The sequence below is a fragment of the Aquirufa sp. ROCK2-A2 genome (genome assembly GCF_054558485.1).
In genome coordinates this window covers 57,008-80,581 of the sequence record NZ_JBPXKA010000005.1, presented here as the reverse complement: position 1 = coordinate 80,581, position 23,574 = coordinate 57,008, and the positions used below count along the sequence as shown (strand labels likewise).

At 38.0% G+C, this 23,574-nt stretch carries 21 protein-coding genes and 1 pseudogene; 9 read left to right on the top strand and 13 right to left on the bottom strand.

The window, feature by feature from the left end:
• The gene (locus V7S76_RS08420; RefSeq protein WP_459509639.1) at positions 1-630 is read right to left on the bottom strand and encodes a TetR/AcrR family transcriptional regulator; all 630 of its coding nucleotides are present in this window, start codon (positions 628-630) and stop codon (positions 1-3) included.
• A 158-nt stretch (positions 631-788) separates the two neighbouring features.
• Between V7S76_RS08420 and V7S76_RS08415 the strand changes: the two genes are divergently transcribed.
• The gene (locus V7S76_RS08415; RefSeq protein ID WP_459509638.1) at positions 789-1,391 is read left to right on the top strand and encodes a hypothetical protein; all 603 of its coding nucleotides are present in this window, start codon (positions 789-791) and stop codon (positions 1,389-1,391) included.
• Between the two features lie 328 nt (positions 1,392-1,719).
• On the opposite strand, the gene V7S76_RS08410 is transcribed toward V7S76_RS08415, so the two are convergent.
• Genes V7S76_RS08410 through V7S76_RS08400 form a run of 3 tightly spaced genes read right to left on the bottom strand, consistent with a single transcriptional unit; the run spans position 1,720 to position 7,520 of the window.
• Entirely contained in the window at positions 1,720-2,850 is a 1,131-nt protein-coding gene (locus V7S76_RS08410; protein WP_459509637.1) for an efflux RND transporter periplasmic adaptor subunit, read from the bottom strand.
• Positions 2,843-7,168, bottom strand: coding sequence for a CusA/CzcA family heavy metal efflux RND transporter (locus V7S76_RS08405; RefSeq protein WP_459509636.1), 4,326 nt, complete (start codon positions 7,166-7,168; stop codon positions 2,843-2,845). Before V7S76_RS08405 ends, V7S76_RS08410 begins: the two co-directional genes overlap by 8 nt.
• A gap of 10 nt (positions 7,169-7,178) precedes the next feature.
• Positions 7,179-7,520 carry a hypothetical protein gene (locus V7S76_RS08400; RefSeq protein WP_459509634.1) on the bottom strand — a complete coding sequence of 114 codons (342 nt, stop codon included), beginning with the start codon at positions 7,518-7,520 and terminating at the stop codon, positions 7,179-7,181.
• A gap of 183 nt (positions 7,521-7,703) precedes the next feature.
• Between V7S76_RS08400 and V7S76_RS08395 the strand changes: the two genes are divergently transcribed.
• Entirely contained in the window at positions 7,704-8,321 is a 618-nt protein-coding gene (locus V7S76_RS08395) for a DedA family protein (protein WP_459509633.1), read from the top strand.
• Entirely contained in the window at positions 8,318-8,773 is a 456-nt protein-coding gene (locus V7S76_RS08390; RefSeq protein WP_459509632.1) for an NADH-quinone oxidoreductase subunit A, read from the top strand. Before V7S76_RS08395 ends, V7S76_RS08390 begins: the two co-directional genes overlap by 4 nt.
• A 1,216-nt stretch (positions 8,774-9,989) precedes the next feature.
• Here the strand turns inward: V7S76_RS08390 and V7S76_RS08385 are convergent.
• A complete protein-coding gene (locus V7S76_RS08385; protein ID WP_459509631.1) occupies positions 9,990-11,018 on the bottom strand; it encodes a PorP/SprF family type IX secretion system membrane protein in 1,029 nt (342 codons plus the stop codon).
• Positions 11,019-11,124: 106 nt separating this feature from the next.
• On the opposite strand from V7S76_RS08385, the gene bshC reads away from it, so the two are divergent.
• The 6 genes from bshC to V7S76_RS08355 all read left to right on the top strand — a co-directional run bounded on the left by bshC (position 11,125) and on the right by V7S76_RS08355 (position 16,370).
• Positions 11,125-12,675: a bacillithiol biosynthesis cysteine-adding enzyme BshC gene (gene bshC / locus V7S76_RS08380; RefSeq protein WP_459509630.1), complete on the top strand. Its 1,551-nt coding sequence runs from the start codon at positions 11,125-11,127 to the stop codon at positions 12,673-12,675.
• 2 nt (positions 12,676-12,677) lie between these two features.
• Positions 12,678-13,712, top strand: a complete 1,035-nt coding sequence (gene mnmH / locus V7S76_RS08375) for a tRNA 2-selenouridine(34) synthase MnmH (protein WP_459509629.1) — start codon at positions 12,678-12,680, stop codon at positions 13,710-13,712.
• A 10-nt stretch (positions 13,713-13,722) separates the two neighbouring features.
• Entirely contained in the window at positions 13,723-14,526 is an 804-nt protein-coding gene (locus V7S76_RS08370) for a serine O-acetyltransferase (RefSeq protein ID WP_459509628.1), read from the top strand.
• 2 nt (positions 14,527-14,528) lie between these two features.
• Positions 14,529-15,401 (top strand): cysteine synthase CysM, encoded by an 873-nt coding sequence (gene cysM, locus V7S76_RS08365; RefSeq protein WP_459509627.1) that lies wholly within the window; start codon positions 14,529-14,531, stop codon positions 15,399-15,401.
• 346 nt (positions 15,402-15,747) lie between these two features.
• Positions 15,748-16,086: a type II toxin-antitoxin system RelE/ParE family toxin gene (locus V7S76_RS08360; protein ID WP_459509626.1), complete on the top strand. Its 339-nt coding sequence runs from the start codon at positions 15,748-15,750 to the stop codon at positions 16,084-16,086.
• Entirely contained in the window at positions 16,083-16,370 is a 288-nt protein-coding gene (locus tag V7S76_RS08355; protein WP_459509625.1) for a helix-turn-helix domain-containing protein, read from the top strand. The genes V7S76_RS08360 and V7S76_RS08355 overlap by 4 nt, the downstream gene beginning before the upstream one ends.
• 382 nt (positions 16,371-16,752) lie before the next feature.
• On the opposite strand, the pseudogene rpmA reads toward V7S76_RS08355, so the two are convergent.
• The 8 genes and pseudogenes from rpmA to V7S76_RS08315 form a co-directional block, all read right to left on the bottom strand.
• Positions 16,753-17,010: pseudogene (gene rpmA / locus V7S76_RS08350) on the bottom strand (50S ribosomal protein L27); the annotation flags it as partial.
• 39 nt (positions 17,011-17,049) lie between these two features.
• Positions 17,050-17,364: a 50S ribosomal protein L21 gene (gene rplU / locus V7S76_RS08345; RefSeq protein ID WP_459489418.1), complete on the bottom strand. Its 315-nt coding sequence runs from the start codon at positions 17,362-17,364 to the stop codon at positions 17,050-17,052.
• A gap of 96 nt (positions 17,365-17,460) precedes the next feature.
• A complete protein-coding gene (locus tag V7S76_RS08340) occupies positions 17,461-18,627 on the bottom strand; it encodes an AIR synthase related protein (RefSeq protein WP_459509624.1) in 1,167 nt (388 codons plus the stop codon).
• Between the two features lie 6 nt (positions 18,628-18,633).
• A complete protein-coding gene (gene hemB / locus V7S76_RS08335; protein ID WP_459509623.1) occupies positions 18,634-19,605 on the bottom strand; it encodes a porphobilinogen synthase in 972 nt (323 codons plus the stop codon).
• Positions 19,606-20,238: 633 nt separating this feature from the next.
• Complete coding sequence (locus tag V7S76_RS08330; protein WP_459509622.1) at positions 20,239-20,742, bottom strand: gluconate 2-dehydrogenase subunit 3 family protein; 504 nt, start codon at positions 20,740-20,742, stop codon at positions 20,239-20,241.
• 1 nt (position 20,743) lies between these two features.
• Complete coding sequence (locus V7S76_RS08325) at positions 20,744-22,429, bottom strand: GMC oxidoreductase (protein WP_459509621.1); 1,686 nt, start codon at positions 22,427-22,429, stop codon at positions 20,744-20,746.
• 18 nt (positions 22,430-22,447) lie between these two features.
• On the bottom strand, positions 22,448-23,155 hold the full coding sequence (locus V7S76_RS08320; protein ID WP_459509620.1) for a 6-phosphogluconolactonase: 708 nt from the start codon (positions 23,153-23,155) through the stop codon (positions 22,448-22,450).
• 96 nt (positions 23,156-23,251) lie between these two features.
• The gene (locus V7S76_RS08315; protein WP_459509619.1) at positions 23,252-23,545 is read right to left on the bottom strand and encodes a hypothetical protein; all 294 of its coding nucleotides are present in this window, start codon (positions 23,543-23,545) and stop codon (positions 23,252-23,254) included.
• Between the last annotated feature and the right edge of the window lie 29 nt (positions 23,546-23,574).

The following is a 23,574-nucleotide window of genomic DNA, read 5'->3' as shown; positions in this document are numbered from 1 at the left end:
TCATTTCGTATTTTTAGTTATTAAACTTTCAATAATCCAGTTCAATGAATTGTTCATTGTTTGCTGAATAGTTTCCTTGGGCACCAATTTTTCTAATCTCATTCGAACATTTAGGGAAATTAATCCATGCAAGGTGCTCCAAAGTGTAATGGAGATCAAATCCACATCCCCACTAGGTATTTTACCTTCCTCAATACATTCTTGTACAATCTCTTTTAATCGATTAAAAACCTTATTTGCACCTTGCCAGTCTTGAAGTTGAAGATCTGCATGATGGATCATTGGAGCCTCTTGAATCAGCATCAAATCATAATATTCCGGATAATTCAAACCAAAAAGAATATAAAATTCACCCATTTTATGTAGCTTTTTCAGGGGATCTTTGATCTCATTTAAGGTGTCGGTGAATTGAAAAATCATTTCAAATCCTTGTTCGCAAAGAACATAGAGAATTTCTTTTTTATCCTTAAAATAGAGGTAAATGGTGGTGGGGCTATATTGAATAATTTCAGCAATTTTCCGAATTGACACATTATCAAAACCCTCTTCTTTGAATAGCTTTATGGAAGCTTCCAAAATAGCATTCCGAATTTCTAACTTTTGCTTTTCTTTTCTTTCCTGAATTCCCATAGAAAAAATTTACATCGCAAATTTAATGAACAGTGTTAATAAATAAAAATAATTTATTTGAAAATCGAAAAAGGCATTCTCCATAATCCAAGTACAATTTATAAAACTAAATGCGTCACCCTAATCAGACTTAAACCAAAATACCTACCTTTGTTGGGATGAATTTTAATCAACAACAATCTTCTCACTTACGGATCAAAAAACAGTTACAACTACTGTTGATTTTGATGGTTTTAGGCCTTTTTTCAATGAGCCAAATATCATGTTCTGCACCGGATTCAAATACGAAAGGCGACACCTATTATGATTGGGAAGGTTTTTTACAAGGAGCGATTCATGATTTGAAAACCCGTCCCAAAATGGTTCAAAAATCCATTTTTTTGGGCGATAAGCAAGAAGAAAAAGTCATTAAATCCATGAATTGGGAAAAAGAATGGGCAGTCTTTTTAGAGGCAGATTTAAACAAACCAGCCTATCAATTGAGTTATGACAATCTATCAGAAGATGGCCTAATTTGGTATTCGGCTAAAATAGGTGAAAAAGTCCCAGTGAAAGCTTTTAAAATGCATTTAGATGCCATCGGTAGGCCACTCCAAGTAGAAATAATCGTCTCACAATCCAATTTCCTTTTCGAAAGTTCTAAAAAGCTTAATATGAATATCATTGATGGACATGTAGAAACCTATTCCATTGAAGGCAATCAGAAAATTCGTTTTCTGGAACCGACTACCTACCGTCTAATGGGGGTGATTTTGTTTTAGAAAATCAAATTTACTGCTTCATTTATAGTGGTTTCGACTCCGTACTTTTTTCTCTTTTCCCGCTTTCTCTCTTCTTATCTTCGCCACGGACTAAAGTCTATGGCTACAATTTTTATGATCCCTAAGGGATTAATATGAAAAACTCCGTGAGCCATGCGATAATAAATAGTTTTTAACACAAAGTCCCGGAGTTTTTTCTCTTTTCTCTCTTCTCTTTTCTCTCTTCTATTTTCTATCTTCTCTTTTCTCTCTTCTATTTTCTCTCTTCTCTTTTCTCTCTTCTATTTTCTATCTTCTCTCTCCTCTTTTCCCTTTTTCTCTCTCCCTACTAGTCTTTCGCAAAAATGGCTTCCAAAGCTGATGCCCCTGACAAAACAACTTTCCCCTCTGGAATAGCCTTCAATGCTCGAATACCAACAAAATCTGTATTGGACCCCAAAACCTCTACGGGTACTTGTGCCATTTGACCCTTTGGCGTTTCTACATAAATAAATCCACCTTTGCCTACTCGTGCAAATCCTCCTTGTGGAATCGTCAACATTTTGACATTATTTACCAATATCTTGGCATTCACAAATTGGCCAATAGTGAATTTTTGCTCTTCGGCATCACTTGAAAAGTGACCATGAACGGACGTTGTTCTTGTTTCTAAATCTACTTGCTTCCCTATCAAAAACACTTTTCCCGTCGAACTGTTGCCCTCCGCCTCAATTTGAATACGCTGACCAATTTTTAATTTCATAAGGTCTTTTTCAAATACCTTTAATTCTACATGCTTGTGATTAACTCCGACAATCGTAGCTATCACATCCGATGAAGTAATGTATTTTCCTATCGAGATATTAACATTTTGTATATATCCATCTATTGGCGATTTAACCTTCAAAATGGAGTTAATATTCCCTGCCGTTAATGCCTTCAAGTCGCAACCCAACAAGTCCAATTTCAATGCCAGTCCTTTTTGTTGCGCTTGTAAATTCCCCAAATCTGCTTCCGCTTGTTGCAATTTCTTTTTGGACCCAACCTCTTCATTGGATAATACTTGTTGCCTCGATTTCTCACTAGTCAACAAACCTAATTGGCTACTCGCTTGTAAATAATCTTGTTGCATTTGAATATATTCCAAACTGGCGATAGTCGCTAAAACTTCTCCCTTAGCCACTTTTTTGCCCGGTAATAATTCACTTGTTGATTTAATATATCCATTGATAGGTACAGAAACCGATGCGGCGGAAACAGGTGGAACATCCACTAATCCATTGCAAGAAACTTCTTGCGGCAATTCCCTTTCTTCCAATTGTCCAAAGGTAATGCCCGCATTTTGCTTCTGTTCTGCGGTTAATTGAATGGCAGTCGACTCCGCGACTGCCGTTTCCTCTGCTTTCTTTTCACAGGAAATCGATACGATTCCCAAGATTAATAAAGCAAAAATGATCTTGATATATGGCTGCTTATTCATTGCCTAAAATAGTTTCGATTTGTATAATGCTTTGGTTATATGCCAAAACTTCTTGTAAATATTGTTCTCTAATTTGCCAAGCCTGTTGCGTATTTTGCAACATCTCCACATATTCAATTTCCCCTTGTTGATAACTCTTTAATGCGGTATTTTCCAACCAATTGGCCTGATCCAAGGCTGTAGATTGGTAATATTGCAGGGATTGACGGAGTTTTTCGTACTGCGAAATTTGCGTTTGCAAGTCGGTAGTTAATTGAGATTTTTGTTGTTCTAATTGGCTCAATGCTACTAATTCTTGCTTTTCTGCACTGGCAATTTTCGACTTTTGAGCAGACCTGAAAATAGGAATGCTTAATCCGGCCTGAACAAAATTTTGTCCTCCAAAATTCTCAATACTTTGTGTTGTAAGCCCCACACGAATGTCGGGTTTCAACTTCTCCCGTTCTATTTGGGTCAATAATTTGCCATGTTCTACTTGTTGATTCAACAAGGTTAAATAGGGGTTTTTCGATAAATCTTGATGACTTAAGTTCAAATCCATTTGAACTTTCTGCTTTGTTTGAATCAAAAATGAACCTTGTCGATTGATCCAATAAGCTAAATTTTGATAGTTGCTTTGAATATCCACCTCTAAGGATTTTCGCTTTTGTTGAAATTCTTTTAATCTCGCTTCCGAAGCAACATATTCCAATTTATTGGTTTCTCCCTGACTAAATTTCAAGCGGGCCGCTTTGGTCATTTGCGTATAAATACTATCCTGTTTTTTTAGGTAAGTCGATTGTTCATGTTGTACCAAAAGTCCATAATAGAAATATTTCACGCTTGAGACCACTAAATTTTGAGCTATTTTCAATCGCTTTTCGGCTAAGTTTTTCTGTGAACGCAATGCGTTTACCTGGGCTTTCAATTGAGTCGGCCATGGAATACTTTGTGCAGCAATGACCGTGTAATCCCTACTGTAATAGGTTTGTGTTTTACCGTATTGTACATCAAAACTTGCTTTCGGTAATTCCTTTCCCGAGGCGATTAAGGCTTCTGATGCATCTATTTCTAAATTTCCGGTTTTCAACAATGCATTTTTGGACATTGCTTCTTTCAAGCAATCTTGCAAACTTAAAACTGGAGTAGCTGTTTGACCAAAACTTGTCCATGACACAAACAGGCCCATCAACAATACACCGGCAAATGGTTTCATTTTTAATTTATTTTCTCTTCTCGTCATGATGATGGAATAAACGACTGGAATAACAATTAAAGTTAAAAACGTTGCAGTGATCAATCCGCCGATTACCACCGTCGCTAATGGTCTTTGTACTTCCGCTCCCGGCGAATGACTTAAAGCCATAGGAAGGAATCCCAAGGAAGCCACCGAAGCTGTCATGATGACGGGCCTAAAACGCATTTCCAATCCTTTTTTCAATCGCTCGGAAACACTTAATCCTTCTTCTGCCAATTGTTTGAAAAACGATAATAAGACAATTCCATTTAACACAGCAACGCCGAACAGGGCAATAAATCCGATTCCCGCTGAAACAGAAAATGGCATATCACGTATCCATAAGGCCCAAATGCCTCCAATAGCCGATAAGGGTATGGCTAAAAAGATAATCGCTGCCTCGATGATGGAATTGAATGTAAAAAACAACAAAGCAAAGATCAATAATAGGGCAATGGGCACCACAATAGATAATCTGGATTTTGCGGCTTGTAAATTTTCAAATGTTCCGCCGTATGTGACATAGTAGCCAGCAGGTAAAGTGACTTTATTTTTCATCACTTTTTGGATGTCTGCCACCACACTTTCCACATCTCTATTTCTAACATTGATACCAATTGTAATTCTTCGGTGAGTGTTATCTCTAGAAATTTCAACAGGGGCATTTTGGAAATCTACATTGGCCACTTCTTGCAAAGGTATTTGACCACCATTGGGTAAACTCACATATAATTCGCGCAGATTTTGAATGTCTTTCCGATGCGCTGAATCCAAGCGAATGACTAAATCAAATCGCTTTTCCCCTTCCATCACAATTCCTGCTGTCTCTCCAGCAAAAGTCATTTTGACCAATTGATTGATGTCTTGAATATTCAAGCCATATTGGGCCATTTTCGCGCGGTTGTAACTCACCACCAATTGAGGAATTCCATCAATTTGCTGCACTTTTAAGTCGCCGACACCTTCAATATTGCGGATATGGCGAGCCGCTTCGGTGGCATGCTGAAACAATTCCTCTAAATCTTCACCAAAAATTTTGATGGCAATATCCGATTTAACCCCCGCGATTAATTCATTGAATCGCATTTGAATGGGTTGTGTAAATTCAAAATTAACTTCTGGGAAAACGTCCAATGCTCGATCCATTTTTTCCTCCAATTCGTCCATGGTTTCTGCCTCTTTCCATTCTTTGGAGTCTTTCAGTTGAATGATTAAATCGCAGGAATTAATTCCCATAGGGTCGGTTGGAATTTCAGAAGCACCAATTCTAGAAACGACTTGTTTGATTTCATTTGGGAATTTTTTCAACAATAATTTCTGAGCTTCGGTATTCATTTTGATGCTTTGTGAAAGCGATGCATTCGTAGGCAAAAGAGTTTCTACCGCAAAATCTCCTTCATTTAATTCAGGAATAAACTCGCCACCTAAAGTGGTGAATAAAGCCAAGCTAGAAATCAATAAACCCACGGACGCCGCAGCAACTGTTTTTCTATTTTCCAAAGCCCAATAGGCCATTTTCTTGTAACCTCCATACATGAAATTCATGATGCGATCTGCCCAAGTGACAGAATGGTCGATTTTTTTGTTTAAAAACAAAGCCGACATCATGGGGACGTAAGTCAAGGATAAAATCAATGCCCCAAAAATCGCGAAACTTACTGTTTCTGCCATTGGACGAAACATTTTACCTTCAATTCCCCCTAACGCCATGATGGGCAAATAAACAATTAGAATGATGATTACTCCAAAAGCGGCGGATTTAAAAATGGCTTTGGCGGATATGGAAACCTCTTCATCCATGGCGTGTTGAGAAAGGACTTCGCCTTTTCGGTGACTATGGAGTCGGTGAATAATGGATTCCACAATAATGACAGCACCATCCACGATCAAGCCAAAATCGATAGCTCCTAGACTCATTAAATTGGCTGAAACCCCAAAGATATTCATCATGGCAAAGGCGAATAACAAACAAAGGGGAATCATGGAGGCAACGATTAATCCAGCACGGAAATTCCCTAGTAGTAATACCAGAATGAAAACCACAATCAAGGCTCCTTCGATCAGGTTTTTCTCCACTGTCGAAATAGATTTGCCGATCAAAACGCTTCGATCTAGATAGGGTTCAATGATAATTCCTTGAGGAAGCGTTTTTTGAATAATTTCCATTTGGACTTTCACATCTTTCACTACTTGGTTGGCGTCTGCGCCTTTGAGTAAAAGCATAACTCCTCCCACGGATTCGCCCTCCCCATTTCGGGCCATTGCACCATAGCGCATTGCTTTTCCAAACTGAACTTTGGCCACATTTTTAATCAAAACGGGAACATTATTGCCTCCTTTTTGAGAAACGACAATATTTTCAATGTCTTCTATGGAACCAATCATTCCCTCGGAACGAATGAAATAAGCATCAGAACCTTTTTCAATATAGCTACCACCTGAGTTGGAATTGTTGGACTCTAAAGCTTTGAAAACTTCGCTTAAAGTTACATTCATGGAACGAAGGTGTTCCGGATTAATGGCCACCTCGTATTGTTTTAAGTCGCCACCAAAAGAGCTCACTTCTACCACACCTGGAATTCCTAACAATTGTCTTTTAACCATCCAGTCTTGGTAGGTTCTAAGATCCGCCAAGGAATATTGATTTTTGAATTCAGGATTTACGGTTAAGGTATATTGAAAAAATTCACCTAAACCCGTAGTGATGGGTGCCATTTCGGGAATTCCGGCACCTTGAAGTAAATAGGGTTCAGCGGCTTTTAGTTTTTCAGCTACTTGTTGCCTCGTGACCTCGGTTGCGATTCCATCTTCGAATACAACGGTGATGATGGACAGTCCCATCCTTGAAATCGAGCGAATTCCTTTGACATTCGGGATGGTTCGTAAAGAAATTTCTAAAGGATAGGTGACAAATTTTTCTACTTCAGAGGCTGCCAAGGCGGGCGACTGGGTGATGACTTGTACTTGATTAGAGGTAATATCCGGTAAAGCATCGATGGGTAATTTACTCAAAGAGAAACCTCCCCAAACGACTAAACCTATTACCATTAAACCCACAATAAGTTTATTGCGGATACTAAAATTAATTATTGAATTGATCATATTGATTGAATTAGCATGTAACAAAACAGAGTTTTGTATTTGCCCTAGGAGGAGCGATAATGATGCTAATGACAGAAAAATGATAGAAGTTTTTCCAAGTGTGTTGGTATCTTCTGGAAAAGAAGACCAAAGCTGGAAGAATGAAAATTAAATAGAAGGAAGGGATAATATAACCTGCGGCACCGCTTAGGTCCAAACTTGGTAAATTAGGATGTTGGGTGGTTTTGGGGTGTTTGGAATCTGCTGAATAATGCAACCAAAGAAAATCGAAGAAATTGAAATTATTAGGAGTTTGTTTTTTATGATCTTGAAAGTGTTTTAAAAGCTCATTTGCTTTAAAAGATTGTTCCATCCCAACTTTGGGGATCAGGCTTCCAAGGAAGAAGATTAGGAACAATATTATAGCTAAATAAGTTTTCACGTGGTAAATGTAATAAAAAATAGAAATTTTAATCGATATTTATGCTCTGATTTTAAAATCAATTTGAAACAAAGGCCTAATAATCAGTCTATCGCTTAAGAGATTCTATTACATATGGATGAAATTAACCTTTTATGGCATCAATTAACCGATTCTGAAACAATCATTCGTTCTGGACTTTTGGTCATAACATTAATCGTTTTTGCGGAAAATGGTTTGTTTTTTGCCTTTTTTCTTCCTGGGGATTATTTATTGTTTTTAACGGGGGTTTTTGGTGGGACAGGAGTTCTGAAAGAGCCACTAGCCACTTTATTGGTTAGCATTTTTTCTGCAGCCGTTTTAGGTTCACTTTTGGGGTATTTAATTGGGCGGTATTTTGGGAAATCGGTTGAAAAACGGCCTGATAGTCTATTATTTAAACGGAAACACCTGGATTCTACTCGGGAATTTTTTGAGAAATTTGGTTTTATGGCTTTGGTGATAAGTCGATTTTTACCCGTAGTTAGAACTTTTGCGCCCATTTTAGCGGGGATTAGTCGAATGTCGTGGTTAAGTTATATTTTTCTGAATCTTTTAGGCGCGTTTCTTTGGGTAGGAATATTGGTGACTGGAGGATATTATTTGGGACATCAATTTCCATGGATCATTAATTATGTTCAATACATCATTTTGTTCTTCTTAGCAGTTACTACTTTCACCGTTATTAAAGGATATATAAAATTTAAAAAATGATTGAGCAATTCGGCTATGTTGGGGCCTTTTTGTTGGCCGGCATTTTTTTTATGGCGTTTGTTTTGTTTTTGGCCAAATGGATCCGGCCGAATAGACCCAATGTAGAAAAATTAAGTACCTATGAATCGGGAGAAGAACCAGTTGGAAATGCGAATATCCGTTTCAATCCCCGATTTTATGTGATTGCCTTGTTATTTCTTCTTTTTGAAATTGAATTAATCTTTTTGTTTCCTTGGGCCGTTGTTTTTCAAGACAAAGAATTGGTCGCTTCTAGTTCCTCATGGAGTAAATATGCCATCATCGAAATGCTGATTTTTATTGGAATTTTAGCTTTGGGATTGGCTTTTGCTTGGGTAAAAGGGTACCTCAACTGGGATAAGCCAGCTATCAAACCAGAAGAATTCGAGTCTCCTATTCCAGCTAAGGCGTATGAAAAGGTTGGGAAGAAATGAGATTTAATAGGTAATGGCCTCGATACTTCGACAGGCTCCGTAACCACGATTTTCTCCACTGACTAAATTCCACGGCTACAATATGGATGTTCCCTTCGGGATTAATTTGCAACTCTGTGAACTTTCTGTTAACAACTATTATTTAACACAAAGTCACGGTTTTTTTTCTCTTTTCTCTCCAGTTTTTCTCTCCTTCCCAAAATTTACCCATCGAATGATTTTATCAAACAACTGAACTTTTAAAATCTTAAATTGCAGGGGGTAAGGGGTCCCATTTCCCCATAAAAAATGATTAGCAGTATCGTTAAATGTAAGCTGATATTTTTAATCAATAAGTCGATTTTTTCGTTCCGATTTTGACTTCGATACTTCGACAGGCTTAGCAACTGCTATTTTCTCCGCGGACTAAATTCCACTGCTACAAAATTGATCTTCCCTTCGGGATTAATCTGCAACTCTGTGAACTTTCTGTTAACAACTATTATTTAACACAAAGTCACGGTTTTTTTCTCTTTTCTCTCCTTTAGTTTTCTCTCCTTCCCAAAATTTACCCATCGAATGATTTTATCAAACAACTGAACTTTTAAAATCTTAAATTGCAGGGGGTAAGGGGTCCCATTTCCCCATAAAAAATGATTAGCAGTATTGCTAAAGGTAAACTGATATTTTTAATCAATAAGTCGATTTTTTCGTTCCGATTTTGACTTCGATACTTCGACAGGCTTAGCAACCGCGATTTTCTCCACGGACTAAATTCCACTGCTACAAAATTGATCTTCCCTTCGGGATTAATTTGCAACTCTGTGAACTTTCTGTTAACAACTATTATTTAACACAAAGTCACGGTTTTTTTCTCTTTTCTCTCCCAGTTTTCTCACCTTCCCAAAATTTACCCATCGAATGATTTTATCAAACAACTGAACTTTTAAAATCTTAAATTGCAGGGGGTAAGGGGTCCCTTTTCCCCATAAAAAATGATTAGCAGTATCGCTAAAGGTAAACTGATATTTTTAATCAATAAGTCGATTTTTTCGTTCCGATTTTGACTTCGATACTTCGACAGGCTTAGCAACTGCTATTTTTTCCACGGACTAAATTCCACGGCTACAAAATTGATGGACCCTTCGGGATTAATTTGCAACTCTGTGAACTTTCTGTTAACAACTATTAATTAACACAAAGTCACGATTTTTTTCTCTTTTTCCCGTTTTCTCTCCTACCTCCTCGTTCGTTTATTGTTAAAATTAATTCCAAAAACGATTTCATGAGATCCGTAATTTCGGTCAAAAATACCATTGAAATGGAAGTCGTAGGAATAGGATAGTTGACTTGTTTGACTAATTTGTAGTCCTAATAACGCAGAAACAGCTTCTTTGTGTCGATAAGAGGCACCTAGCCAAAAGAGATCATTAAAATTTGCTTTAACATTTCCTTCTAATACCACATTTTTAAAATTGGTACTTTTGATCAAAAGGGATGGACTAATGCTAATTGCGTTATTAATTCTTTTGGTAATTCCTGTTTGAAGTTGGTAACTTGGGCTGGTTTCTCCTAGCCAAGAAACGGTATCTGCTTTTGCTTGTTTAGCTAAACGTTCATAATTGACACTTTGTAAAACAATTTGATTGGCAGCTAATCCAATATAACCTTCTCTAGTATAATATAAAGCACCGATGTTGATTAATGGATGGCCACCTGTTAATTGTCCTTCCGAAAGTAATCGATTATCAATGGGATCTCTTGCATCAAAATTGCCAACATTGAAATCGACAAGTCGTTGATGTACCCCTACCGAGCCACCGACAGAAATTTTCCTTTCTCCACCCAAGGGCAAATGATAGGCATAAGTTAAAGCAAGTGAATAGTCGAACAAAGGACCGAATTGGTCAGACATTAACTGCACTCCAAATCCTTGATGAAAATTCCCTTTAACATCTTTTTTGCGAATTTGTGTTGGGGTAAAGTTTCTACGAATCGATTTTGAAATGTAGGGCGTTGGGCCATCGGAAGTTCTGTCTTCTTTGTCTATAGCTAAATTGGCTGTCACATAAAATGTTTTGGATGGAACTCCTAAACCCAGCCATTGTTGTCGAAAACCAGTTTTTATATCAATATAATCTTCATAACCAGCAAATGCAGGGTTATAAAGGTATTTATTCATCATGTATTGAGTAAATTGGGGCCCTTGTTGCCCAAGAAAGCTAAGTGGTAATAGTATTAAAACTAGAATTTTAAAATATCTCATTCAGAATGATTAGAACCTAAAAATTGCTTAAATATATTTAAATTCGTTTGAACTTTAAGAAAATTTATCAGGTTTTTAGAAATTAAAGGTCTGATAATCCAATTATATGCGCTACAAAAGCTATCCCTTAAATCAATTACATTCGTTTTCTGGCCTTTTATTGGATTATTTGTCCGGTAAAGAAAGTTTGAAAAACCTTTACGGCCAATCGCCCGTTTTATCTTCTTTCGAAAATCAAATCCAAGCGAAATCTAATTTTCCTGTAAATAATCGGAAAGTATTGGTGGACGTTTTGAAAAAACAATACGATTCATTTGAAAAAGCTCCCAACCTAGATCTTTTATTGGAATCAAAAACTTTTACGGTTACTACAGGTCATCAATTGAATTTATTTACGGGCCCATTATATCTAATTTTCAAAATTGTTTCGACCATTAATTTGGCAAAGAAATTGAAAGAACAATATCCTGAATTCAATTTTGTACCTGTTTATTGGATGGCAACGGAAGACCATGACTGGGATGAAATCAACCATTTCCATTGGTTTGGGAAAAAATACACTTTTGAAACGGATCAAAAAGGGCCAGTAGGGAAGTTTCATTTACAACAAATGCCAGCTTTTTTGGCCTCCTTGCCCGAAAAATCAGAAATTTTTGAGCACGCTTATTTGACGGGAAAAACCCTTAGCGAAGCAGTTCGAATCTATATACATGCTTTATTCCCTGATGAAAATTTGATTTGTTTGGATGCGGATGATCGTGACTTAAAAAGCGAATTTACTTCGGTTATCAAATCCGATTTGATCGATTTTGCGCATGTGGATTTGGTGAAAAAAGCGAATTCGGAATTAGAAAAATTGGGTTATAAACCTCAAATCCATGCCAGAGAAATCAATTTTTTCTATTTACAAGATGGATTTAGAGAGCGAATTGAATATCAGGAAGGCCGATATACTGTTTTGAATAGTCCAATTTCTTGGACTACTTCTGATTTGGAGCTTGAAATACAATCACATCCTGAGCGATTTAGTCCCAATGTTGTGTTGAGACCGATTTACCAAGAAAGTATTTTGCCTAATTTAGCCTATTTGGGAGGGGGTGCAGAAGTGTCGTATTGGTTACAATTAAAAGGGATATTTGACTTGCATCAAGTTCCTTACCCGATTTTATTGCCTCGTAATTTTGGCTTGATTTTAAGTCCGCAACAACAACAAAGAATCCAAAAATTGAATGTTACCATACCTGATTTATTCTTGGATGATATCACATTGAAAAAGAAATTTGTCGAGCAACATTCGGAGAATACCTTGGATTTTCAAGCAGAACAAAAATTGATTGATCCCATTATGGATCAAGTCTTGTCAAAAATTGTGGCTGTGGATAAAACCTTGGAAGCCGCTGTTTTAGCTGAAAAACATAAATGGCTGAGTGGCCTTGAGAATTTAGAAAAACGGATGAAAAAGGCGGAGGAACGTAATCAGGAAACACAAGTTCAACAATTGATGGGTCTCAAATCCAAATTATTTCCAGAGGGTCATTGGCAAGAAAGACATGATAATTTATTGAATTTCTACATCAATTATCCGAATCTAATTTCTGACCTATTGGAAACGTTTGATGCTCTGAATTTCGAATTATACGTGCTTGAATTAGCCTAAACATGCCACAGAAACTAACTCCTTCCGAATTTCTTGAGGCGGCCAAAAGCTTTCCCATACTGGACGTCCGCTCACCTGCCGAATTCGAACGGGCACATATTCCTGGGGCGATTTCTTTTCCCATTTTTTCCAATTCGGAACGAGCGGCTGTTGGCACCTGTTATAAAAATGAAGGGAAAGATAAAGCTGTTGAACTAGGTTTAACTTTCGTAGGCCCGAATTTGGCGGATTGGGTGAAAGAAGCAAAAAAAATCGCTGTTGAAGGTACGATTTTAGTCCATTGTTGGAGAGGAGGCATGCGCAGTGGCAGTATGGCATGGTTATTTGAAACCGCAGGATTAAAAGTGAAGATATTGATGGGGGGTTATAAAGCCTATCGTCAATGTGTATTGGAGAAATTTCAAGAAAAAATACCTTTAATTGTTTTAGGAGGAAAAACAGGTTCGGGTAAAACAGAAATTTTAAAGGGTTTGGGCGAGAAGAATTTTCAAATTATTGATTTAGAAGGACTTGCTCATCATCGTGGTTCTGCATTTGGTCATTTGGGACTCGAAGTTCAACCTAGTAGCGAGCATTTTGAGAATTTACTTCATCTTGAATTAATGAAATTTGATTGGACAAAGCCCATTTGGGTGGAGGATGAGAGCAGGCACATTGGACAGGTATTTATGAATTTTCATTTTTATGAACAATTGAGAAAGGCTACCTTGTTATTTATGGACATAGATGCTGAATACCGTTTACCTCATTTAGTCGATGTTTATGCACAATATCCCAAAGATCAATTGGAAGTGGCATTGGGAAAAATTAAAAAACGCTTGGGTGGACAACATTATCAAAATGCCATTCAAAAATTAGAGGAAGGAGACTTCCGAGATGTGGCGGCCATTACTTTGCAGTATTATGACAAAGCCTATTTGCATGGATTAGCGCAAAGAGATCCCGATTCTGTTCATCGTTTGGAAGTGAATACGCTCGACACAAATTTGCAAATGGAAGCCATTTTAAGTCATTCATTGAGTAAATTTACATTTTAAAGAAAATCGTATGTCTTCAAATAATTTTTTGCAACATATTTTACAGAAGCATCAAAGCACGAAATCTTTTCCTGCTACGTCTGATATAAAAAAGCTTTTCACCAAAATATTATTGACGCTTTTTCCAGAACAAACGCAAAAGCATTTTACTCAAATAGAAGATTTAACCCTTGTTTGGGAAAGTATTGAAAATGGCTTGGAGAGCCTTTTACATACAATGAAGTCGGAGTTATCGGATTCGCCTGCACAAATCGCCAATCGATATATGGATAAAATTCCAAGTATTTATGATTTGTTATTGACGGATGTGGAGGCAATGGTGAATGGGGATCCCGCGGCGACGACTGATTACGAGGTAATTCGTACTTATCCTGGATTTTATGCCATGGTTTTCTATCGGTTAGCCCATGGTTTACAAGAAGAAAATGTTCCATTGATTCCAAGAATTTTAACTGAATATGCCCATTCCAAAACGGGGATTGACATTCACCCTGGCGCGAGTATTGGTAAATATTTTTTTATGGATCATGGTACTGGAATCGTGATTGGAGAAACTTGTACCATAGGGGAAAGAGTTAAGATTTATCAAGGAGTAACGCTTGGGGCTCTTTCTGTTGATAAGAGCATGGCATCCACAAAGCGTCATCCAACGATAGAAGATGGAGTGGTCATTTATTCTGGGGCGACTATTTTAGGCGGAGATACCATTGTTGGGAGCAATTCCATCATTGGAGGAAATGTGTGGTTGACTAAAAGCGTTAAGCCCAATACCAAATTATATTTTCAGTCAAATACCAAAGAAATAACCGATTAAGCATGCATCAATTATTAGAACTTGTAGGGAATACCCCATTGGTTGAGATAAAAAAAATGAATCCCAATCCCAATGTTCGCATTTTTGGGAAATTAGAAGGGAATAATCCAGGTGGTTCGGTGAAGGACCGTGCGGCCAAAAGTATGATTGAAGGAGCCATCTTGCGTGGCGAAATTAAAGCAGGCACCAAGTTGGTGGAGGCAACTTCGGGAAATACGGGGATAGCTTTAGCCATGATTGCTCGATTATACGATTTAGAAATTGAATTGGCCATGCCGGCGAATTCTACTCGTGAAAGGGTTTTAACCATGGAAGCCTTTGGTGCGAAGGTGGTCCTAACTGAAAGCATTGAATCCGCACGAGATTATGCTGTAGAAAAAGCGGCTCAAGGAGATTATATTTTATTGAATCAATTTGAAAATCCGGATAATTATTTGGCTCATTATAAAACGACTGGGCCTGAAATTTGGAAAGATACCCAAGGACAAATTACTCATTTTGTTAGTTCCATGGGTACTACGGGTACCATTATGGGGACTTCCATGTATTTGAAGGAACAAAATCCAGGGATACAAATTGTAGGTTGTCAGCCAACGGAAGGATCTAAAATTCCAGGTATTAGACGCTGGCCAGAAGAATATCGTCCTAAAATTTACCAACCGAATCGGGTTGATCGAATTTTGGATATTTCGGAAGTGGAGGCAACAGAAACAACCCGCCAATTGGCCAAGGTCGAAGGTGTTTTTGGCGGAATGAGTAGCGGTGGAGCGGTATCGGCTAGTTTACGATTAGCCGAGGAGTTGGAAACTGGTTTGATTGTTTGTATTATTTGTGATCGAGGAGATCGATATTTATCAAGTGGGCTTTTTGGGTAGAGAGAAGAGAGAAAACGGGAAAAGAGAAAAGAGAAGAGAGAAAACGAGAAAAGAGAAAAGAGAAAACGAGAAAAGAGAAAACAAGAAAATAGAAAAAAATCCGTGACTTTGTGTTAAATAATAGTTGTTAACACAAGGGTTCCGTGTTTCAAATTAATCCCCTATTTGGCGATCATAAAAAGGATTTTACCAACTTAGTTATCAGCTTCTTGATAAATGAATGTGCTCATTTTTCTTTTCTAAAATGGCTTATAATTTTATAAAATTAAACCTTTATTCATAACAAAAGTTTCATTATAACGAAACTTTTGTTAATTTACGTAATATTATCTCCACTAATATAGAAATGCATGCATATTTTAAAGTCGAAATATCGGAAGAGGTATTTCAATTTTTGAAATCGATTGATAAGAAACATTCAAAAAAGATATTATATAATATTAGAAAAGCTCAAACGGAACAAAATACCCAATTATTCAAAAAAATTAACGAAGAAATATGGGAATTTCGATGTTTATACAACGGTATTCAGTACAGAACGCTCGCATTTTGGGATAAAAAAACGAAAGAGGAGACACTAGTAATTGCTTGTTTCATTTTTATCAAGAAAAGAAGCAAAATACCTACAAACGAAATTCAAAAAGCAGAACAATATAGAATCCAATATTTCAATCAAAACATATGAAAACCTATTCCATCGAAGAAGTTCAGGATCAATTAATTGGTCCTATTGGAAGCCCTACTAGAGATCGTTTTGAATATGATCTACAAATGGACCTGATTGGTCATGCAATTAAGCAATCCAGAAAAGAAAGAAGGCTCACCCAGGAGGAATTAGGTAAACTAATTGGGGTGCAAAAGGCTCAAATTTCAAGATTAGAAAAAAACCCAAGAAATGTGACCATCGAAACGCTCATTCGAGTTTTTCATGCACTAAAAGCTCAGGTGAAACTTCAAATTGAAATGTAAAAGAGGAATAGAGAAAACGGGAAAAGAGAAAACAAGAAAAGAGAAAAAAATCCGTGACTTTGTGTTAAATAATAGTTGTTAACACAAGGGTTCCCGTGTTTCAAATTAATCCCGTAGGGAATACAAAATTGTAGCCATGGACTTTAGTCCGTGGCGGAAATAAAAAGAGAGAAAAACACAAAGGCACGAAGAAATACATCTTCGTGCCTTAAAGTTGATAATTGAGTTGTAATTACTCAGCTGAATCAGCAGCAGCTTTTTTCGCTGGAGCTTTCTTTGCTTTTGGAGCAGCAACTTCTTCTACAGCAGCTTCAACAGCCGGTGCAGCCTCAACAGCTGGAGCAGCAGCTTTCGCTGGTGCTTTTTTCTCCACTGGAGCAGCAGCAACAGCTGGCAATACGTGAACGAAAGAACGTCCTTTAAATCCTTTTTTGAAAGCCACTACACCATCAGCTAAAGCAAATAATGTATGATCTTTTCCTAAACCAACGTTTTCTCCTGGATTATGTGCAGTTCCACGTTGACGTACAATGATATTTCCTGCGATGACAGCCTGTCCTCCAAATAACTTAACGCCTAATCGCTTACTATGCGATTCACGACCGTTTTTCGATGATCCGGCTCCTTTTTTGTGTGCCATGTTATGTTAATTTATACGCTATATGCGAGTATTTGACAATTATTTTAAAGAAATTGATTCAATCAACACTTTTGTTAAGTCTTGACGGTGACCATTCATTTTTTGGTAAGTTTTTCTACGTTTCTTCTTGAAAACCAATACTTTTTCTCCACGAACGTGAGCAACTATTTTACCTGTGATTTTAGCTCCCTCTACTGTTGGGGCTCCTACGGTCACATCTCCGTCTTTGTCAACAAGTAAAACCTTGTCGAATACCAGTGCAGCGCCTTCCGCTCCCGCCAAACGGTGGGTATAAACGGTACGGTCTTTTTCTACTTTAAATTGCTGCCCGGCAATTTCTACGATTGCGTACATTTTGTTATGTATTTAAGTGAAACAATCCCACGAGGCCAGACACGATCGTCTTTAATGAGCCTTTTAAATGGGGATGCGAAGTTAAGAAGATTATTTCTAATAAACAAACTCCCCGAATTCACTTTTTATCGTCAGCTTCTTGACCGCCGATGCCTCCACTCGACCTACCACTTGTGCTGGAATGCCAAAGGATTCAGAAATGGCCATAATTTGGTCCGCATACGCCGGATTTGCATAAATCTCCAATCGATGACCCATGTTAAAAACTTTGTACATTTCGCTGTAAGAAGTACCACTTTCCTGTTGAATCAATTCAAAAAGTGCTGGAACTTTGAATAAATTATCTTTGATAACATGCACATGGTCAACAAAATGCATCACTTTCGTTTGAGCACCACCCGAACAATGAACCATCCCATGTAAATGTGGTCTCAATTCTGTCAACAAAGCTTTTACCACTGGAGCATAGGTTCTAGTTGGCGATAAAATCAATTGTCCAACGTTCAATGGCGTACCCGCCACAGCTTCCGTTAATTGCTTGGATCCTGAATACACCAAATCCGAGGGTACCTGTGGATCAAAACTCTCCGGATATTTTTTGGCTAAATAATTCCCCAATACATCATGGCGAGCGGAAGTCAATCCGTTACTTCCCATTCCTCCATTATATACTTTTTCATAATTCGCTTGACCGTCCGAAGCCAAACCAATGATGACATCCCCTGCTTGAATATTTCCATTGGAAATTACATCAGAACGTTTCATTCTACCAATCACTGTACTATCCACAATAATGGTTCTTACCAAATCTCCCACATCGGCCGTTTCTCCACCCGTCGAATAAATGCCAATGCCATTGTCACGAAGCATTTGCAAAACTTCCTCCGTTCCATTGATGATTTCAGCAATCACTTCCCCCGGAATTAAATTTTTATTTCTTCCAATGGTACTAGACAACAACATTTGATCCGTAGCACCTACGCAAATTAAATCGTCGGTGTTCATCACAACCGCATCTTGCGCAATTCCCCTCCAAACAGAAATATCTCCTGTTTCTTTCCAATACAAATAAGCCAAAGATGATTTTGTTCCAGCTCCATCTGCATGCATGATGTTGCAATAATCGGCATCTCCACCCAAAATATCAGGTGAAATTTTACAAAATGCTTGAGGAAATAGTCCTTTATCTAGCTTCGAAATCGCTTGATGAACATCTTCTTTGGAGGCAGAAACTCCACGTTGCAAATAGCGCTCAGATGACATAATTTTTTATGATATTTTTAATTGTGCAAATTCTTTAGCAAAATACGTCAAGATAACTTGAGCACCTGCCCTTTTGATTGATAAAAGACTTTCTAACATGGCCTTTTCTCCATCTATCCAACCATTTAATGCCGCAGCTTTTACCATGGCATATTCACCCGAAACATTGTAAGCTGCAATCGGTAAATTACTGTTCTCTTTCAATAAGGCAATGATGTCCAAATAAGCCAAGGCAGGCTTTACCATCAGAAAATCCGCTCCTTCCAATTCGTCTAATTCCGCTTCTCTCAATGCCTCTCGCTGATTCGCTGGATTCATTTGATAGGTTTTTTTGTCGCCAAATTTAGGGGCAGATTCCAAAGCATCCCTAAATGGTCCGTAAAATGCCGATGCGTATTTGGCTGTGTAAGCCATGATTCCAACGTTGGAAAAACCTGCATCATCCAATGATTCCCTCAAATAACCCACTCGGCCATCCATCATATCAGATGGCCCCATCAATTGACTACCTGCTTGTGCTTGAGCAATGGCCATTTTGGCTAAAATGGGCAAGGTTTCATCATTGATGATTTGACCATTTTTTACCACACCGTCATGCCCATCGGAACTATAAGGATCCATGGCCACATCGGTTAATAAACTAATTTCTGGGAATCTGCTGGAAATAGCATAAATGGACTCCAAATATAAATTGCCTTTGCGGTAACTCTCAGAGGCTATTGAATCTTTTTTATCTTCTGCGATTTGAGGAAATAAAGCAAAAGATTGTATGCCTAATTCCACACATTCTTCAATTTCCTTCAATAATAAATCCAAACTAAAGCGATGAATGCCCGGCATAGATGCGATGGCCGACTTTTTATTCACACCATCCATGACAAACAATGGAAACATCATGTCTTTCACAGATAATCTATTTTCCTCTACCATTGTACGAATAACTGCACTTTGGCGATTTCTTCGGGGTCTTTGCAACATAGTTTTTTGAATTAAGGCGCAATTTACAGAAAAGCGGTGATTTAGTTATTAGGTATTAGTTTTTAGTTATTAGGAGAAGAGAGAAAGTCATAAAAAAGAAAAAACTAATAACTAATACCTAAAATGCGAATTAAGGGTCAAAAACCTATTTGAACCAATAAAAAAACCAAGATAGTCGGGTTGAATACTCTTTATGTCCCTAGTGTTAAAAACAAATCCCTTATTTAACGCAAATACTCATTGATGTCAATTACCTCCTTCATTATTTTCTCAACTTCCGATATCACATTGCCATTTATTGGCTAATTCATTTTCTAAGGCATTTCTTTTTTTTAGAAAAAAAGAAACAAAAAAACTTATTTGCTTCAAGTTAATCCAAGACGATTCAGTCAGCTGACTGACCGATTTTCACTTCGCTATCGGCTATTTTCTTTGACCCCGACGCACGCTTTCCCATGCGCATTGTCAAAGCCCCGCCTACCGCTTCGCTCAAATCTTTCGTCGGATTAACCGTAAGTTCATTTATAGGTTCGAAAAAAGAAAAAATAGCGTTGGCTGAGTGGAGTCGAAGCCAAATGTAATAAGAATAGAAGCGTAAATTGGATATTTTAACCCTTGACTCGCATTAATAATTCATACTTCCACACACCCCACATATTTTCCTGGAATGGGATTATAACCCAACTCTTGGGTGAGTCCCACTTCGGAGGTGAAATAACCCCAAGTGGTTAATTCTTTGATCATGGTGAAAAAATGGGTCTGTCCGTTCTGGCCTTTTGATTGACTAGCGGCATTGTCCCATTCAAGGACAAAATCCCATTTTTGTTGGGGTGAATATGTTAGTAAATCCTTGGGTATACTGGCCAATCCTTCCATGAATATTTTTTGCTCCTCCAGGGTGTAACAATCTGAAACGATGTTTTGCATGAAATCTACAATCTTAGCGGCTTTGGCGCCTGGCGATTTTTTTGTGGCAGGAATAATTATTTCCGCGATCTCACCTAATTGCTTTCGTTCCTCTTTGGAAAAGGAAATTCTTTTGTCGGAAGTTTGACAAGCCGACAAAAATGCCTCCGCTCCTATAAATCCAGCAAAAAATAAAGTCGCACCTGCTTGAATCGATTCTCTTCTGTTCATTTTACAAATTCCCTTTTTTGAATTCAACAACCGCATGGGCCACAGCCCGAGCGGTTAAAGCCATGTACAAAATGGATGGGCTCTGATTTCCCGTACTGGTCATGCAAGCTCCATCTGTTACATAGACATTTAGACAACTATGTAATTGATTGTTTTCGTTTAACATGGAAGTCCGTGGGTCTTTGCCCATTCGAACCCCTCCCATTTCATGAATATCTAACCCAGGCGCTTGCTTGCTATCCCTGGATTCATAATCCACACAGCCAATTTTCTCCAACATTTCTTTGCTTTGTTCCAAGAAATCCTTCACCATCAACTCGTCGTTTTCATCATAGCCTACATCCGTCACCAATAATGGAATTCCCCAAGCATCTTTTTGGTCTTTGCTTAAATAAACCCGATTACTCGCCTTAGGGATAGTTTCCCCTTGCATGTACATGTAAATATGCCAATCGCCCAGCTCTGTCAAAGCCTTTTTGTAATCGGCACCAATCTGCGGACCACCTTCTGTTCCTGTTTTCTTGGTCCGATAAGCGCCCGTAAACGTGGTGTACCCACCCACAAAATCCATGTCTTTTTGGTATAGATTCCGAAAATTGGCTAAAATGGCTTCCGTCGGATTATTTCCATACACATATTTATCTTGAAAACCCTCTATTCGGGCATTCGCAGAAGCGCGGTAATTATGGAAACAAATGTACCGACCAAGAATATCGTTGTCATTTCCTAATCCATTAGGAAAACGAGGAGAAATAGAATTCAATAAAATCAAATTGGTATTTAGAGCAGAAGCATTTAAAAAGATGATTTTGGCGTAAAAAATTTCTTCTTGATGGGTTTCTGAATCAATGATTTTTACCCCTTTCGCCTTACCTGTTTGTTCATCATAAATAAGCGAATGAACCACGGAATGCGGCCTTAATGTCAAATTGCCTGTCTTCTTCGCCCAAGGCAAAGTGGAGGCATTGGAACTAAAATATCCACCATAAGGGCAACCTCGCATACATAAATTACGGCCTTGACAATCGCTCCGACCTTGCTCTTTTTGAACTTCAGAAGCTTTGCTCAATTGCGCCCAACGGCCTTGAACCACGTGTCTATCAGGGTAAAATGCCTTGATTTTATCCGACATATATTGTTCGACACAATTGAAATCAAAAGGTGGCAAAAATTCGCCATCCGGCATGGCTTCAATCCCATCTTTGTTTCCGCAAACTCCAATAAACTTTTCTACATGTGAATACCATGGAGCGATGTCTTTGTACTGAATAGGCCATTCAATGCCATAGCCATATTTGGCTGGAGCTTCAAATTCCGACTGGCTCCAACGCTGTGTTGCACGGCCCCAAATGAGGGATTTTCCGCCTACTTGATAGCCTCTGATCCAATCAAAAGGCCGCTTTTGAACATAGGGATGATCGGCGTCTTTGATAAAAAAATGAGCCGTATCTTCTCCAAAACCTGCTGCTTTGGAAATCAATGGATTTTGTTCTTTGTATTGCCTGGTGATTTTCCCTCTGTGCGAAAATTCCCATGGCGCTTTCATGGCAGTCGGATAATCTTTGATGTGATCTACATTGCGGCCACGTTCCAAGACCAGGGTTTTCAAACCTTTTTCACAAAGTTCTTTCGCGGCCCAGCCTCCTGAAATGCCCGAACCCACCACAATGGCATCAAATGTATTCATAGCAACAAGGTTTTGAAACTAGGCGTTTTCGTTGATCAAACATTCCACATTGGGATGCAACCAAAGGAATGAAGCCGGCAAATGAGTAGAAATTTTTCTTTCCATGAATTGCTGAATGGCATCCTTTTTGCCAGATCCTGTCACCAAAAAAATGATTTTTTTGGCTTGAAGAATACTACGTAAACCCAAGGTTAAACCAAAAGCAGGTTCAGTTCCTTGCGACAAAGCTGGATCATGTTGGATGGTGCTTTCTGCTAAAATCGCTTTATGGCAATCTACCTGCAAATTATCGGCAGGTTCATTAAAACCGATATGTCCATTTTTTCCTAAACCTAAAATAACAATATCCAAAGGGCCATTCTCGTCGATTGAATCTTGAATACGTTTACATTCGGCTAATAAGTCCGGATTGGTTGTGTCAAATTCTTCATAACGCTGAGTTGGAATTTGCAAGGGTTCTAAAAGATGTTTTTTCAGATACGACTGACAAGAATCTGGATGCGACATGGGAATAATTCCCCACTCGTCAAGTTTTATCACTTGTAAATGATTGAATAAAACGGGATTATTTTGGAAACTTTTTGCCAATTCGGCATACATGCCTGTGGGCGATCCGCCTGTAGCAGCTCCTAATCGTACATCTTTTTTGTTTGTTAAGTCGTCAATGATAATTTGACTAGCATGCGCACTCATTGAGGCATAGTCGGAGAATCGAGTAATTTTCATTTAGGTGTGTTTAGAAAATCAAAGATACGTAAATGAGTTCTGAATTATGAATGATGGCTTATGAGAAAAAATAATTCATACCTCTTAATTCAGCACTTATAATTCATTGACTCCTAAATCAAAATACATGGATTCGTTTTTGCTGAATTCGGTGAATTCTTTTTTCCAAAAAATAAAATGTTTTTCTGAATCAAATTTTTTGAAAAGGATGCGAGTTTCTGGACCGTCTGTAGACTGATGGATTTTAAATTCCAAACGAGCTCGCGTATATTGCTCGTCCCATTGAATGGATAAATTATGAACTAGAGAGAAATTGACAAAACTTACACCAAATTTTTCAATTCCGGAATTAGAAGATTTAACTTCCTTAAACCGTAAATACTTATTCATTTAGGTTTTATAAATTAATGTGGCTTATA